16 protein-coding genes are annotated in these 14036 nt (G+C 50.2%); 14 read left to right on the top strand and 2 right to left on the bottom strand.

Annotation, left to right across the window (positions count from 1 at the left end; genetic code table 11):
* The first annotated feature begins 68 nt into the window (after window positions 1-68).
* The 14 genes from rpsJ (at window position 69) to OSH01_RS13870 (ending at window position 10829) form a co-directional block, all read left to right on the top strand.
* The gene (rpsJ, locus tag OSH01_RS13935; RefSeq protein WP_266124734.1) at window positions 69-380 is read left to right on the top strand and encodes a 30S ribosomal protein S10; all 312 of its coding nucleotides are present in this window, start codon (window positions 69-71) and stop codon (window positions 378-380) included.
* Between the two features lie 172 nt (window positions 381-552).
* Window positions 553-2439 carry a glycine betaine ABC transporter substrate-binding protein gene (locus OSH01_RS16550; protein WP_266124723.1) on the top strand — a complete coding sequence of 629 codons (1887 nt, stop codon included), beginning with the start codon at window positions 553-555 and terminating at the stop codon, window positions 2437-2439.
* The gene (locus tag OSH01_RS13925) at window positions 2436-3296 is read left to right on the top strand and encodes an ATP-binding cassette domain-containing protein (protein WP_266124722.1); all 861 of its coding nucleotides are present in this window, start codon (window positions 2436-2438) and stop codon (window positions 3294-3296) included. Before OSH01_RS16550 ends, OSH01_RS13925 begins: the two co-directional genes overlap by 4 nt.
* Window positions 3297-3523: 227 nt before the next feature.
* Window positions 3524-4201, top strand: coding sequence for a 50S ribosomal protein L3 (gene rplC, locus OSH01_RS13920; protein WP_266124721.1), 678 nt, complete (start codon window positions 3524-3526; stop codon window positions 4199-4201).
* 3 nt (window positions 4202-4204) lie between these two features.
* A complete protein-coding gene (rplD, locus tag OSH01_RS13915) occupies window positions 4205-4828 on the top strand; it encodes a 50S ribosomal protein L4 (protein ID WP_266124720.1) in 624 nt (207 codons plus the stop codon).
* Window positions 4825-5121: a 50S ribosomal protein L23 gene (gene rplW, locus OSH01_RS13910; protein ID WP_266124719.1), complete on the top strand. Its 297-nt coding sequence runs from the start codon at window positions 4825-4827 to the stop codon at window positions 5119-5121. Before rplD ends, rplW begins: the two co-directional genes overlap by 4 nt.
* Before the next feature lies 1 nt (window position 5122).
* The gene (gene rplB / locus OSH01_RS13905) at window positions 5123-5950 is read left to right on the top strand and encodes a 50S ribosomal protein L2 (protein ID WP_266124718.1); all 828 of its coding nucleotides are present in this window, start codon (window positions 5123-5125) and stop codon (window positions 5948-5950) included.
* Between the two features lie 11 nt (window positions 5951-5961).
* The gene (gene rpsS, locus OSH01_RS13900; RefSeq protein ID WP_266124717.1) at window positions 5962-6237 is read left to right on the top strand and encodes a 30S ribosomal protein S19; all 276 of its coding nucleotides are present in this window, start codon (window positions 5962-5964) and stop codon (window positions 6235-6237) included.
* Between the two features lie 3 nt (window positions 6238-6240).
* Window positions 6241-6570, top strand: coding sequence for a 50S ribosomal protein L22 (gene rplV, locus OSH01_RS13895; RefSeq protein WP_266124716.1), 330 nt, complete (start codon window positions 6241-6243; stop codon window positions 6568-6570).
* Between the two features lie 9 nt (window positions 6571-6579).
* The gene (gene rpsC / locus OSH01_RS13890) at window positions 6580-7356 is read left to right on the top strand and encodes a 30S ribosomal protein S3 (RefSeq protein WP_266124715.1); all 777 of its coding nucleotides are present in this window, start codon (window positions 6580-6582) and stop codon (window positions 7354-7356) included.
* A 2-nt stretch (window positions 7357-7358) separates the two neighbouring features.
* On the top strand, window positions 7359-7775 hold the full coding sequence (gene rplP, locus OSH01_RS13885) for a 50S ribosomal protein L16 (protein ID WP_266124714.1): 417 nt from the start codon (window positions 7359-7361) through the stop codon (window positions 7773-7775).
* Window positions 7776-7784: 9 nt separating this feature from the next.
* Window positions 7785-7976, top strand: coding sequence for a 50S ribosomal protein L29 (gene rpmC, locus OSH01_RS13880; RefSeq protein ID WP_266124713.1), 192 nt, complete (start codon window positions 7785-7787; stop codon window positions 7974-7976).
* A 1-nt stretch (window position 7977) separates the two neighbouring features.
* Window positions 7978-8259 carry a 30S ribosomal protein S17 gene (gene rpsQ / locus OSH01_RS13875; protein ID WP_266124712.1) on the top strand — a complete coding sequence of 94 codons (282 nt, stop codon included), beginning with the start codon at window positions 7978-7980 and terminating at the stop codon, window positions 8257-8259.
* Between the two features lie 305 nt (window positions 8260-8564).
* A complete protein-coding gene (locus OSH01_RS13870) occupies window positions 8565-10829 on the top strand; it encodes an arginine/lysine/ornithine decarboxylase (protein ID WP_266124711.1) in 2265 nt (754 codons plus the stop codon).
* A gap of 32 nt (window positions 10830-10861) precedes the next feature.
* On the opposite strand, the gene cysG is transcribed toward OSH01_RS13870, so the two are convergent.
* The gene (cysG, locus tag OSH01_RS13865; RefSeq protein WP_266124710.1) at window positions 10862-12319 is read right to left on the bottom strand and encodes a siroheme synthase CysG; all 1458 of its coding nucleotides are present in this window, start codon (window positions 12317-12319) and stop codon (window positions 10862-10864) included.
* 2 nt (window positions 12320-12321) lie between these two features.
* Window positions 12322-14028: an assimilatory sulfite reductase (NADPH) hemoprotein subunit gene (gene cysI / locus OSH01_RS13860; protein ID WP_266124709.1), complete on the bottom strand. Its 1707-nt coding sequence runs from the start codon at window positions 14026-14028 to the stop codon at window positions 12322-12324.
* Between the last annotated feature and the right edge of the window lie 8 nt (window positions 14029-14036).

The raw sequence follows: 14036 nt of genomic DNA, 5'->3' as shown, positions 1-14036 counted from the left end.
CTGAAGTAATACGCTTTAGCCTGTGCGAGGGGGAAACCCCTCGCCGTTTTCGTTCTTTAGGAATACTCATGAAAAACCAGAAAATTCGCATTCGTCTGAAAGCGTACGATTACAAATTGATCGATCAATCCGCTGCGGAAATCGTGGAAACAGCAAAGCGCACGGGCGCCGTTGTACGTGGTCCTGTACCACTACCTACACGCATCCGTCGTTTCGATATCCTTCGTTCGCCGCACGTGAACAAAACTTCACGTGATCAGTTCGAAATGCGTACACACCAGCGTTTGATGGACATTGTTGATCCAACTGATAAAACAGTTGATGCGCTGATGCGTCTGGATTTACCAGCAGGTGTAGACGTGGAAATCGCGCTACAGTAATGCGGTAAGCAAGCAAGTTTGTGAAAAACGCCATGTTAACTAACATGGCGTTTTTTTTGCTTACATGCTTAGCTAGACCTTAGCGATGGACTGGGTTACGCTTTTTTATCTATGGTGGATACCAAGGGTGAATATAGCCATGTCATGCGCTAAGCTCAGATTAGCCATACCCATGCTGGCAACCGTTCTTTTCGTCATTCTGACCAGTATGGTTCAGGCGGCGAATGCTTCTAGTTGTCAGGTCAACCAACCAATACGATTGGCCGATCTATCCTGGGAGAGTGCGCAGTTTAGCACCGTTCTTTACGAGCGCTTATTGCGTGATGGATACGGCTGTAGCACAGAGCGAGTGCCCGGTAGCTCAGCGGCCTTAGAGTCAGCCTTGGCGCAAGACCATCTGCAGATTATTCCTGAGATGTGGTCGGGCCGTACAGAGATCATAGAAAAGGCCATCGCTGCGGGGCAGGTTCAGATTGTTGGGGAAACATTAGAAGGTGGCGCTGAGCAGGGGTGGTACGTACCTAAGTATGTGATCACCGGCGACGCTGAAAGGGGGCTAAAGCCTTTGGCGCCCGATCTTCACTCCGTGGCTCAACTTAGCCATTACAGTACTCTATTTGCCAATCCGGATAAGCCTGCTCAGGGGCGTTTTTATAATTGTCCAACGGGCTGGGTGTGCGAAACATTTAATACACGCTTATTTGATCTGTATGGCCTGAGTCGTTATTACGATAATTTCAGCCCAGGTACCGGAGCAGCGTTAGATGCGGCGATCAGCTCAGCCTATGAGCGTCGCGAGCCGATTTTGTTTTATTACTGGCAACCGGCTGGTCTGATGGCGAAGTATGATTTTCTTCGATTAGAGGCAGGCGCCTTTAAGCCTGAGTGTTGGGCGAGTTTATTAGATAAGCAAATGCCAGCCTGCAAGAGTGATTTTATACGTGCCAAAATTTCTGTAGCGGTGTCTACGGCCTTCGCACAAAAGCACCCTGACTTACTCGAGATGTTTAGTAAGGTGCAACTTAGCCCTGAGCAGATGAATAAAATTATCTTGGCCATGAGCGAGCAGGAGCAAGATGCAACTCAACTGGTGCAAGAGTTTTTACTTGCTTATCCTGAGCAGTGGATGGGTTGGTTAACGCCTGCTGCGGCAAAAGCGGTGCAAGACGGTTTGCGTCCCGAAGCGTCTTCTTCAGTTAGCCATTTCTTTCCTGACTGGTCATTTTCTACGTGGACCAATCGTCAACTCAAACAGATGGTGCAGCGTTACAGTTCGCCCTTAAGCCAGTTTAGTGCTGCACTGTTAAACGGGGTTATTTTACCCTTAGAAAGACTGTTGCAATCTGTGCCTGCTTGGGCCTTGTTGGCATTGATTGCTGCGTTAACATGGCACGCTAGCCGCCTCTGGTACGCCAGTCTGTTGGCCGCCGCCGCTTTTTACTTTATTGGGGCATTAGGCTTGTGGGATAAGCTTATGCAGACCTTTGCCTTGGTGATTGTCGCGACCTTGTTATCCTTGTTGTTCGGTTTACCCTTAGGGATATTATCAGCTTCCAGTCGGTGGGCGCGGCGCATCATGAACCCCATCCTAGACGTAATGCAAACTATGCCAGGTTTTGTATATCTGATACCGGTGCTCATGCTATTTGGGCTTGGTAAAGTACCCGCCGTGATGGCTACGGTCATTTACGCTATGCCGCCGCTCATACGTTTGACCAGTCTAGGTTTACGGCAGGTTGACCCTCAGGTGTTAGAGGCAGCGCAGTCGTATGGCGTCACTCCCGCTCAAAAGCTGTTTCGCGTCACCTTGCCCTTAGCTAGACCCAGCATTATGGCGGGTGTTAATCAAAGCACCATGATGGCTTTATCCATGGTTGTCGTGGCTTCTATGATTGGTGCGCAAGGCCTAGGGGAGGATGTATTGGCGGGTATTCAAACCCAAGACATGGGACGTGGTTTACAAGCCGGTTTAGCAATTGTTGTGTTGGCCATCGTGATGGATAGGATTACTCAGTTTTATGGCCGCTCCAAGCGTAAACGTCAAAGGTTAAAACGATGAAAGAATCAGCACCTAGTACGGTAGACGTCAACGCTAACAGGGAGGGCGCCGGCCACATAGAGTTGCGCGACGTCTATAAAATATTCGGTGTTCAAACCGCTCAAGCTCTGGAGCGATTGCAAGCCGGCGAGGACAAGCAAAGTGTCCAGCAGGCCACAGGGACAATTGTAGGGTTGGCTGGGATTAACGCGACCTTTCCTGCGCAACAGCTATCGTGCGTGATGGGTTTATCAGGGTCTGGCAAATCCACCTTGGTGCGCCATATCAATCGTCTTATCGATCCTAGTGCTGGTACCATCTTGATCAACGGTCAAGATATAGTAAAGCTGGATGCAGCGGCCTTGCGGCACTTACGTAGGCATCAGGTCAGCATGGTATTTCAGGGCTTTGGTTTATTTCCGCACTTAAGCATTGTTGACAACGTTGCCTTCGGATTAGAAGTGCGGGGTGAGGATAAGCGCTCTGCGCGCGAACAAGCCCAGCACTGGCTAGAGCGCGTTTCTTTGCAAAGCTATGGTGCTAACTATCCAGACGAGTTATCGGGTGGAATGCAGCAACGCGTTGGCCTAGCGCGCGCTTTAGCGGTAGATACCCCTATTTTGTTAATGGACGAAGCTTTTTCTGCGTTAGATCCGTTAATACGTGCCGAAATGCAAGATGAGTTGTACGCACTACAAAAACAATTAAGAAAAACCATTGTATTTGTGACGCACGATATTGATGAGGCCTTTCGTCTAGGACAGCACATCGTGATTTTACGTGATGGAAAGGTAGAGCAAAGTGGAAGCGCCGAAGAAATCCGCTCTCGCCCCGTCAGTGAGTACGTAGCACGCTTTGTTCAACGATCCACCCGGTAGGGGCTTACCGGTGCAGTGAGGTTTGCTTGAGCAAGCCATAAATTTGTTGTAAATCAGGTGCTTCCCTCGATTTTTTAAAAAAACTCGTTTGCCCTGGTTTGATTAGGCGTGTTATATTAACTAGCTTAGCCAAAAAGTTGGCTAATTGGTAGTTGAGCATTAAATGTGGTATTTGATGCTCTCTAATTTCTGCCCCGACCAATCGTAGTTGGGAAATGGAGAAAATGATGTCGAACTCGACACCTACGCCTGCCGCGTGGCGGCTTGGGCTTGTTGGGCGAAAAGTTGGCATGACCCGTGTATTCACTGAGGATGGCGAGTCCATTCCTGTGACTGTGCTGGACGTGTCCAATAATCGCATCACACAAGTTAAGACGCCCGCTGTTGACGGTTACGCCGCTGTACAGATTGCCTATGGCACTCGTCGTGCATCACGCGTTACCAAGCCCCAGGCAGGGCACTATGCAAAAGCCGGCGTAGAAGCCGGTAGCATTCTGAAGGAATTCCGTCTCGATCCAGCAGCCGTTGCCGATTTGGCAGCAGGTTCTGTTGTGGCTGTTGAAAGCATTTTCGAAGCCGGACAAAAAGTAGACGTTACAGGCACGACTATTGGTAAAGGCTTTGCCGGTACCATTAAGCGTCACCACTTTGCTGGTCAGCGTACCAGTCACGGTAACTCGCTTTCTCACCGTGTGCCTGGTTCTATCGGTCAGGCACAAGATCCCGGTCGCGTTTTCAAAGGTAAGAAAATGGCTGGCCATATGGGTGATGTGACTCGCACTGTACAAAATCTCGACGTTATTCGCGTCGACGCCGAGCGTGGCTTATTGTTGGTCAAGGGCGCTGTTCCTGGCCACAAAAATGCTGATATCGTCGTGCGTCCTGCTGTTAAGAAAGGAGCATAACTCATGGAACTTAAGCTCCTGAATAACAATGGTCAAACAGAGTCCACCGTTAATGCTCTCGATACCGTATTCGGTCGCGAGTTTAACGAAGCTTTGGTGCACCAGATTGTTGTTGCCTACCAAGCGAACTCTCGTAGCGCAAATAGTCAGCAGAAAACACGTGCTACGGTTAAGCATAGTACGAAAAAGCCTTGGCGCCAAAAGGGCACAGGCCGTGCTCGTGCTGGTATGACGTCCTCGCCTTTATGGCGTGGGGGTGGCCGTGCTTTCCCAAACACTGGCGAAGAGAATTACAGCCATAAGGTCAACAGAAAAATGTACCGCGCTGGTATCAGTGCCATTCTGTCCCAGTTGGTCCGTGATGATCGTTTGTTGGTGGTTGATACATTCGAACTGGAAGCTCCTAAAACACGTCTAGCAGCCAATAAGCTGAAAGACTTGGGTATGGAAGAGTCCGTTTTAATCATTACCGACGCACTCGACGAGAACGTGTACCTCGCTACGCGCAACTTGCCGCACGTTGCCGTGATTGAACCGCGTTATGCCGATCCACTTTCCTTGATTCACTACAAGAAAGTGTTGGTCACTAAATCGGCTATCGCTCAGCTCGAGGAGATGTTGGGATGAACGCCGAACGTCTATTGCAAATTATCCTGGCTCCCATCGTGACTGAAAAAGCTACGATGGTTGCTGAAAAAAATCAGCAAATCGCTTTCCGTGTTGCTCCTGACGCAACCAAAGCCGAGATCAAAGCAGCTGTAGAACAGTTGTTCAAGGTCGAAGTTGATTCCGTGCAAGTACTGAATCAGGCTGGTAAAGAGAAGCGCTTTGGCCGTTTTATTGGTCGTCGCCGTAATGTGCGTAAGGCTTATGTCTCGCTCAAGGCTGGTCAGGAACTCGACTTTTCTGAGGTGAACTAATATGGCACTGGTAAAAGTCAAACCTACCTCGCCAGGACGCCGTGGCATGGTCAAAGTAGTTCATAGCGAACTACATAAGGGCGAACCGTTTGCTGCACTGCTGGAGAAAAAATCCCGCACAGCCGGTCGTAACCATAATGGTCACATCACGGTACGTCATCGTGGCGGTGGACATAAAAGCCACTACCGTATCGTAGACTTCCGTCGCAACAAGGATGGCATTCCTGCCAAAGTTGAGCGCTTAGAATACGATCCAAACCGTAGCGCGCACATCGCCTTGATTTGCTACGCAGATGGTGAGCGTCGTTATATTATTGCTCCTCGTGGTTTGGAAGTCGGTGCAACCGTTATTTCGGGTCAGGATGCTCCTATCCGTGCCGGTAACACACTGCCTATCCGTAACATTCCTGTGGGTGCAACCATTCACTGTGTCGAAATGCTGCCTGGCAAAGGTGCTCAGATGGCCCGTTCTGCGGGTGCTGCAGTAGTATTGCTGGCGCGTGAAGGAACTTATGCTCAGGTGCGTTTGCGCTCTGGCGAAGTTCGTCGCGTACATATCGACTGCCGTGCCACCATTGGCGAAGTAGGCAACCAAGATCACAGCTTGCGTCAGATCGGTAAGGCCGGTGCTGTACGTTGGCGTGGTATTCGTCCTACCGTACGCGGTGTGGCAATGAACCCGATCGATCACCCGCATGGTGGTGGTGAGGGCCGTACAGGGGAAGGTCGCGAGCCAGTTAGTCCGTGGGGTACTCCTGCGAAGGGCTATCGTACCCGCCGTAACAAGCGCACAGACAATATGATTGTCTCGCGCCGTAAGCGTAAGTAAGGGGCGAACACATGTCACGTTCGATCAAAAAAGGCCCATTCGTCGATGAGCATCTAATCCGTAAGATTGATGCTTCTATCGCGGGCAACGATAAAAGGCCGATCAAAACCTGGTCGCGCCGTTCTACCATCCTGCCCGAGTTTATTGGGCTGACGATTGCTGTGCACAATGGCCGTCAACATATTCCTGTTTACATAAACGAGAACATGGTTGGCCACAAGCTCGGTGAGTTCGCGTTGACTCGTACGTTTAAGGGTCACGCCGCGGATAAAAAGTCCCGGAGATAAGTGATGGAAACTACAGCAACGATTCGTGGAGTCCGTATTTCGGCTCAGAAGGCACGACTGGTCGCAGATCTTATTCGCGGCAAGTCTGTGGCTCAAGCCCTAGATACGTTGACTTTCACCCAAAAGAAGGCCGCTGGTATCATCAAAAAAGCGCTGGAGTCTGCAATTGCAAACGCCGAGCATAATGATGGTGCTGACATTGATGAATTGCGCGTAACCACAATTTTTGTGGATAAAGCACAATCGCTCAAGCGTTTTTCCGCACGAGCCAAAGGTCGCGGCAACCGTATCGAGAAGCAGGCTTGCCACATTGTGGTTAAAGTCGGCGCTTAAGGAGTCACAATGGGACAGAAAATCCACCCGATTGGGTTCCGCCTCGCGGTCAACCGTAACTGGAGCTCCCGTTGGTACGCCGACGGCAAAGAATTCGGTACGATGTTGGCTGACGACATTCGTGTTCGTGAATATCTGAAGCGCAAACTGAAAAATGCTTCTGTTGGTCGCGTAGTTATCGAGCGCCCAGCCAAGAATGCACGTATCACTATTTACTCGGCTCGTCCTGGTGTAGTGATCGGTAAGCGTGGTGAGGATATCGAAAGCCTGAAAGCTGATTTGCAACGCTTGTTGGGCGTGCCTGTGCACGTCAACATCGAAGAAATCCGCAAACCTGAAACTGATGCACAATTGATCGCCGACTCCATTGCCCAGCAATTGGAAAAGCGTATTATGTTCCGTCGCGCCATGAAGCGTGCGATGCAGAACGCAATGCGTTTGGGTGCTCAGGGTATCAAAATCCAAAGTTCTGGCCGTTTGAACGGTATCGAAATTGCCCGTACTGAGTGGTATCGCGAAGGTCGCGTGCCCCTACATACATTACGTGCCAACATCGATTACGGTACATCCGAAGCTCACACAACTTACGGGATTATCGGTATCAAGGTTTGGGTCTACAAAGGTGATATGTTGCCTAACGGCGAAATGCCACCTGAGCCAGTAGTCCCTGAAGAGCGCCGTCCTCGTCGTCCACGTGGCGAACGTCCGGAAGGTCGTCGTCCAGGTGGTCGTGGCCGTGGTGCTCGTAAAGACGCTGGTGCTACACAAGCGTCTGATGGAGAATAATCATGTTGCAACCTTCACGCAGAAAGTATCGCAAAGAGCATAAAGGCCGTAATACCGGTCTTGCCACACGCGGTGCTCAGGTTTCCTTTGGCGAGTTTGGCTTAAAAGCTACTGGCCGTGGTCGCCTGACAGCCCGTCAGATTGAGGCTGCTCGTCGTGCTATTAACCGTCACATTAAACGTGGTGGCCGCATCTGGATCCGCATTTTCCCAGACAAACCCATCTCCCAGAAACCTGCAGAGGTACGTATGGGTAGTGGTAAAGGGAATCCAGAGTTTTGGGTCGCTGAAATTCAACCGGGCAAAGTGTTGTACGAAATGGAAGGTGTCAGTGAAGAACTGGCGCGCGAAGCATTTCGTCTGGCCGCTGCCAAGCTGCCTATCTCGACGACGTTCGTAACGCGTCAGATCGGTGCTTAAGGAGATTCTATGAAAGCCAGCGAACTCCGCAACAAAGATGCCGCCGAGCTGCAAAAAGAGCTCGAGAGCCTGTTGAAAGCACAATTTAACCTGCGCATGCAGCGTGCAACTCAACAGCTTTCCAACACCAGCCAAATGGGCCAGGTACGTCGTGACATTGCTCGCGTACGTACAGTCATGGCTGAGAACGCAGGAAAGTAAGATGAGCGATACTCAAACTCAAGTCACAGCAAAGCGCCAACGTACCCTAATTGGTCAAGTTGTCAGCAACAAAATGGATAAAACTATCGTCGTTCTGGTTGAGCGTCGTGTTAAACATCCGTTGTATGGCAAAATTATTGTTCGCTCTAACAAGTATAAAGCGCACGATGAGACCAATCAGTACAATGAAGGCGATACAGTGGAAATCGCCGAATGCCGTCCACTCAGCCGCAGCAAGTCTTGGACTGCTGTGCGTCTGATTGAAGCAGCACGTGTGATCTAAGTCCACAGAAACCCGCAGGTCTGTAGTCTAGGATCGACGGGTTTGCCATCTAGTATGGTAAAGAAAGGCCAACTCTTGGTAACAAGAGATGGCCTTTTTGTTTTTCATTTAACATTAAAATTTCGCTTGTATAGTGTTATGGCAGTATTTGCATAAAAGACACGTTTTATCAATGTTGTCCTAGGTCATACAAAACATAAGCCGGAACATAGTACAGTGCAAGCTGCGTGGCTTGCCTCAAGAGCGCATTTTGCAGGCTTATGCCTCCCCCATACCGAACCAAGTTTTTATACAGGATTTGGCACATGCAATTTCATTTTCCCATCGTCATCATTGATGAGGATTTTCGTTCCGAAAATACGTCGGGACTCGGTATCCGTGCGTTAGCTGAGGCCATAAGGGCCGAGGGGTTTGATGTACTTGGTGTTACGAGCTATCATGATTTGAGCCAGTTCGCGCAACAACAGAGTCGCGCTAGTGCTTTTATTTTATCTATTGATGATGAAGAGTTTACGGCGGATACAGAAACCGCCCCAGCACTGCATAATATTCGTACCTTTATCGCTGAGGTACGCAGGCGTAACCTCGATGTGCCGATTTATGTGTATGGCGAAACCAAAACAGCTAGGCATATCCCGAATGATATTTTGCGGGGCTTGCACGGCGTTATTCACATGTTTGAGGACACGCCTGAGTTTGTCGCTAGACACTTAATTCGTGAGGCTAAAAATTATCTTAGCGGTATTCGTCCTCCGTTTTTAAATGCTTTGTTAGAGTATGCCGAAGATGGATCGTATTCCTGGCATTGTCCTGGGCACTCAGGTGGCGTTGCCTTTTTAAAAAGCCCCGTAGGGCAGGTTTTTCACCAGTTTTTTGGTGAAAATATGCTGCGTGCAGACGTTTGCAACTCGGTAGAAGAGCTTGGGCAGTTATTGGACCATAGTGGTGCCATAGGTGCTAGCGAGCGCAATGCCGCCCGTATCTTTAACGCTGATCATTGTTTTTTTGTCACTAATGGCACGAGCACTAGCAACAAGATTGTGTGGCAGCATGCTGTAGCTCCAGGTGATGTAGTGGTAGTGGATAGAAACTGCCATAAATCGATCTTGCACAGTATCGTGTTAACGGGGGCAATTCCTGTTTTCCTGCGCCCCACACGCAACCATCTAGGAATTATTGGCCCCATTCCTCGGGATGAGTTCTCGCCCGAAACGATCAAAGAAAAAATGAGAAATCATCCTTTGCTGACCGATCGTAATGTGGATGAGATCAAGCCCAAAGTGTTGGTATTAACGCAGTCTACCTATGATGGCGTGATGTACGACACACAGGTGATTAAAGAAGCGTTAGATGGTTATGTGGATGTGCTGCATTTCGATGAGGCTTGGATTCCGCATGCGGCATTTCACCCGTTTTATGGCAGTTTTCATGCCATGGGTAAGAAGCGTCCTCGGCCCACACAATCGCTCGTGTTTTCCACGCAGTCCACTCATAAGTTGCTGGCCGGTTTGAGTCAAGCCAGTCATATTCTTGTACAAGACTCTGGTACGACTAAATTGGATCGCTATCTATTTAACGAAGCGTATCTGATGCATATGTCGACTTCGCCACAGTATGCCATTATTGCGAGTTGCGACGTGGCAGCTGCCATGATGGAGCCACCCGGGGGACGCACGCTGGTCGAAGAAAGCATACTTGAAGCCTTGGATTTTCGACGCGCTATGCGTCAGGTCGGCGAGCAGTATGTGGACGATGACTGGTGGTTCGAGCTTTGGGGGCCTCAACAGATTGAGCCTGAAGGAGTAGGTGCGCCTGATAATTGGATTTTCCGTCAAGCAGACGATGACGATCAGTGGCACGGCTTTGGGCCTTTGGCTGATGGTTTCAATATGCTCGACCCCATTAAAGCCACCATCATGACACCCGGCCTAGATATGCAGGGGCATTTTGCCGAGCATGGAATTCCCGCCCCTATTGTGGCGAAGTTTTTGGCAGAGCATGGAGTCATTATTGAAAAAACTGGCCTGTACAGTTTCTTCATTATGTTTACCATTGGGATTACCAAAGGCCGCTGGAACTCCTTGTTAACGGCTTTGCAGCAGTTTAAAGATGATTATGCCCGCAATACGCCGTTATGGCGTTTACTGCCTGATTTCTGCCGCAAATATCCCATCTATGAGGAGTGGGGCCTGCAAGACCTGTGCCAGCATGTCCATACCCTGTATGCAAAACACGATATTGCACGCTTGACGACCGAGATGTACTTAACGGAAGCAATCCCGGCCATGAAACCGAGTGACGCCTATGCGTGTATTGCTCGGCGCCAAACAGAGCGGGTAGAGATTGATCACCTAGAAGGCCGTATTACTACTAGCTTGATTACTCCTTATCCGCCCGGTATTCCTTTATTGATACCTGGCGAGGTGTTTAACCGTAGCATTGTTGATTACTTGAAGTTCTCGCGTGAGCTCAATTTGCTTTGCCCAGGTTTCGGTGGCGATATTCATGGCTTTGTTGAGCTGCCGGATGAAACAGGTCAAATGCGTTATTACGTTGATTGCGTGGCCTGACGTTTTATTGATGCTGCCTAAGGGCGCGGCATTTACCTAGCATTAAGTGGCTGCATCGTTTCGGTGCAGCCATTTTTTATAGTCGACGGATTATAGTGATCAATCATTTCCCCATACCAGTGGAGTTCGCGTGCTAAAGCGGCCACGGGGCCAATAATCAGCAACGAGGGCGCATTAAATTGATGCGTGATTCCGTATTCATAAATAGTGTTTAATCGCGCAACTAAGGTACGTTGCGTCGAGCGAGAGCCATTTTCGATCAGCGCGCAGGGCGTATCTACCGCGCGGCCGTACTGTTGTAGCTGGGAGCACAGACTACCTAACTGTTTTAAACCCATGTATACCACTAGGGTTTGGCTAGGTTCGCACAAGGCTTGCCATTCTGAAATGCTGGAGTCCTCTTTGCGGTGAGCGGTGACAAACTGAACGGATTGAGCATGGTCGCGATGGGTAAGAGGTATACCGGAATAGGCTGCGCAGGCTAAGGCCGCGGTGATGCCGGGTACGACCTCATAATCGACGCCGTGTCGTTGCAGGTACTGTAACTCTTCGCCTCCACGCCCAAAAATAAAGCCGTCGCCCCCCTTGAGCCGGATCACGGTTTTCCCTGCTAATGCGTGCTCTACCATCAGCTCATGAATACTCTGTTGGGTCGTGTGGTGCGGGCCGCCCAGTTCTTTGCCAACGTTAATTTGGATCGCATCACGGCGGGCGAGCGTTAGAATTTCCTGAGAAACCAGCCTGTCATAGAGGATGACATCGGCGCGATTCAGGGCCCGCAGCGCGTGTAGGGTTAAGAGGCCAGGGTCTCCTGGGCCTGCACCGACTAAAATGACCTTACCCGTAGGCGGCGGTGCAGACGGCTGCTCTAGTGCCTGCAAGAGTAGTTCCTCGGCTTTGGCTGGGTGTTGTTGACGTAGGGACTGGCCCACAGGCCCATCGACTAACCAGTCATAAAAGCGTCGACGGCTACCCATGTTCTGTTGTTGTGTGCGTATCTGCTGCCGATAGCGCTCTGCCAGTTGTGTCAGCTTACCCAAAGAATGGTCAAACAGCGTTTCGAGTTGTTCGCGTACTCGGCGGGCAATCATCGGCGCTGCGCCGCTAGAGGAGATGGCAATAATTAACGGGGAGCGATCTACGATAGCAGGTACTTGGAAGCTAGAGAGTTCAGGATCATCAACCACATTAACGAGTATGCGTTGTGCTAGGGCATCGGTGGCGATGACTTGATTAACGGGGCGCTTGTCCGTGGCAGCGATAATTAACCATTTATCGTTGATATAGCGAGCATGGTAGTGATCGTTAACCAGCTCAATTTTCCCTTGTTGAGCTAGCGTGTGCAATGTATCCACGCAGTGTGGCGCAAGCACCGTGACACGGGCACCTGCAGCCATTACTAAACGCACTTTACGTTCGGCAATGTCACCGCCGCCTACAACGAGTACGGCCTTATCTTTTACGTTTGCAAACAGAGGAAATAATTGCATGATCACGCTGATTGCAAGACGAGGGGAATAAGCTTTTGAGTCGGTTGAGCGATCACTTCGTGACGGACGAGGAAGTCGCCAAAATGTTCCTGATCTACTCTATCTTTCGCAAAGCGGGAGAATAACTCGTTCAATGTGCTAAGGATTTCCTCCTCGGCAATATTTTGCTTGTAAATGACGTTGAGTCGCTCGCCCGTGAAGTTGGCGCCCAAGCGCAAGTCATAGCGACCTAGAGCACGGCCGACTAAAGCAATTTCACCTAGGTAAGGGCGTGAGCAACCGTTGGGGCAGCCAGAAATACGAAATACAATACGCTCATTGGTCAGTCCGTGCTGCGCCAGTAAGTGTTCTAGTTTGGGTAGTATCACTGGGGCGTAGCGCTCACTTTCTGCCATCGCTAGGCCACAGGTAGGTAAGGCAACACAAGCAATGGTGGTGCTGCGAATGCCACTTTGTGTTTGGTATCCATCAAGTTGATGCTGGGCGACCAGCTCATCGATTTTGGCTTTATCGCGGGTGGCAACATCGGCAATGATCAGGTTTTGATTACACGTCAGGCGGAAATGACCTTGGTGAATCTGTGCAATGGCACGCATGCCACTTAACCAACTACCTTGGGCGGTATCCATGAGCCTACCGGAGTCGATGCGCAAGCCTAGGTGCCAACGGCCGTTGGCCGCTTTTACCCAACCGAAACGATCGCCGTTTTGTTCAAACCGGTAATGACGTGGCGCGCTGAGAAAAACGCCGCTACGACGTTCAACTTCAGCTTTGAAGCTTTCGACGCCCATGGTGTCCACCGTGTATTTTAAACGGGCATAGCGTCGCTCTTGGCGATTGCCGTGATCGCGCTGTGTCGTAATGATGGCTTGTGCCACGGCTAACACATTCTCGGGGGTGGTAAAGCCAATCACGCTGCCTAGTCTGGGGTAAGTAGTATCGTCCCCATGGGTGGCGCCCATGCCGCCTCCTATGGCCACATTAAAGCCCACCAGGTTGTCTTGCTCGATGATGGCGATTAGGCCTATATCTTGGGCAAAGACATCCACGTCATTGAGTGGAGGAACGGCGATGCCTATTTTAAATTTACGTGGCAAATAAGTTTTGCCGTAAATAGGTTCGACTTCATCGCCTTGTGTGAGCGCGTCGACTTTTTCTCCGTCTAACCAGATTTCGGCGTAGGCATTGGTTTTGGGCAAGAAAGCATCTGAAATTTGCTCGGCCCAATATTGCACCAACGCATGGTGCTCGGATAGTAAGGGGTTGCTGGCACTGACCACTTGGCGGTTGACATCGCCACAAGCGGCAATTGTGCTGGCTAGGGCATCGGTAATAGCACGTAAGGAGAGTTTCAGATGAGGCTTGCGTACTCCGTGCCATTGGAAGGTTTGACGCGTGGTGATACGTAGTCCAAATTGCGCCCAGTCGGTGGCAATTTTATCAAAAGCTAGCCATTGTGTGGGTGTGATCACTCCGCCAGCTAAGCGTGCGCGAATCATAAAACTATAGGCAGGTTCTAGTTTTTGCTTACGACGTTCCTCGCGGACATCGCGATCATCTTGTTGATAGCTGCCGTGAAATTTCAACAGCTTATTGTCGTCTTCGCTAATGGCGCCGGTGATTGGGTCAGCTAATCCTTGTTGAATGGTACCGCGCAAGTAGTTACTGTCTATTTTAAGTTGTTCGATGGGAGCAATTTTTTCTGTCATGGGATATA

Origin of the sequence: Alcaligenes endophyticus, assembly GCF_026344035.1 — a bacterium.
GTDB classification, from domain to species: domain Bacteria; phylum Pseudomonadota; class Gammaproteobacteria; order Burkholderiales; family Burkholderiaceae_B; genus Alcaligenes; species Alcaligenes endophyticus.
The sequence above is the reverse complement of the archived record's forward strand: the minus strand, read 5'-3'. Positions and strand labels throughout refer to the sequence as shown.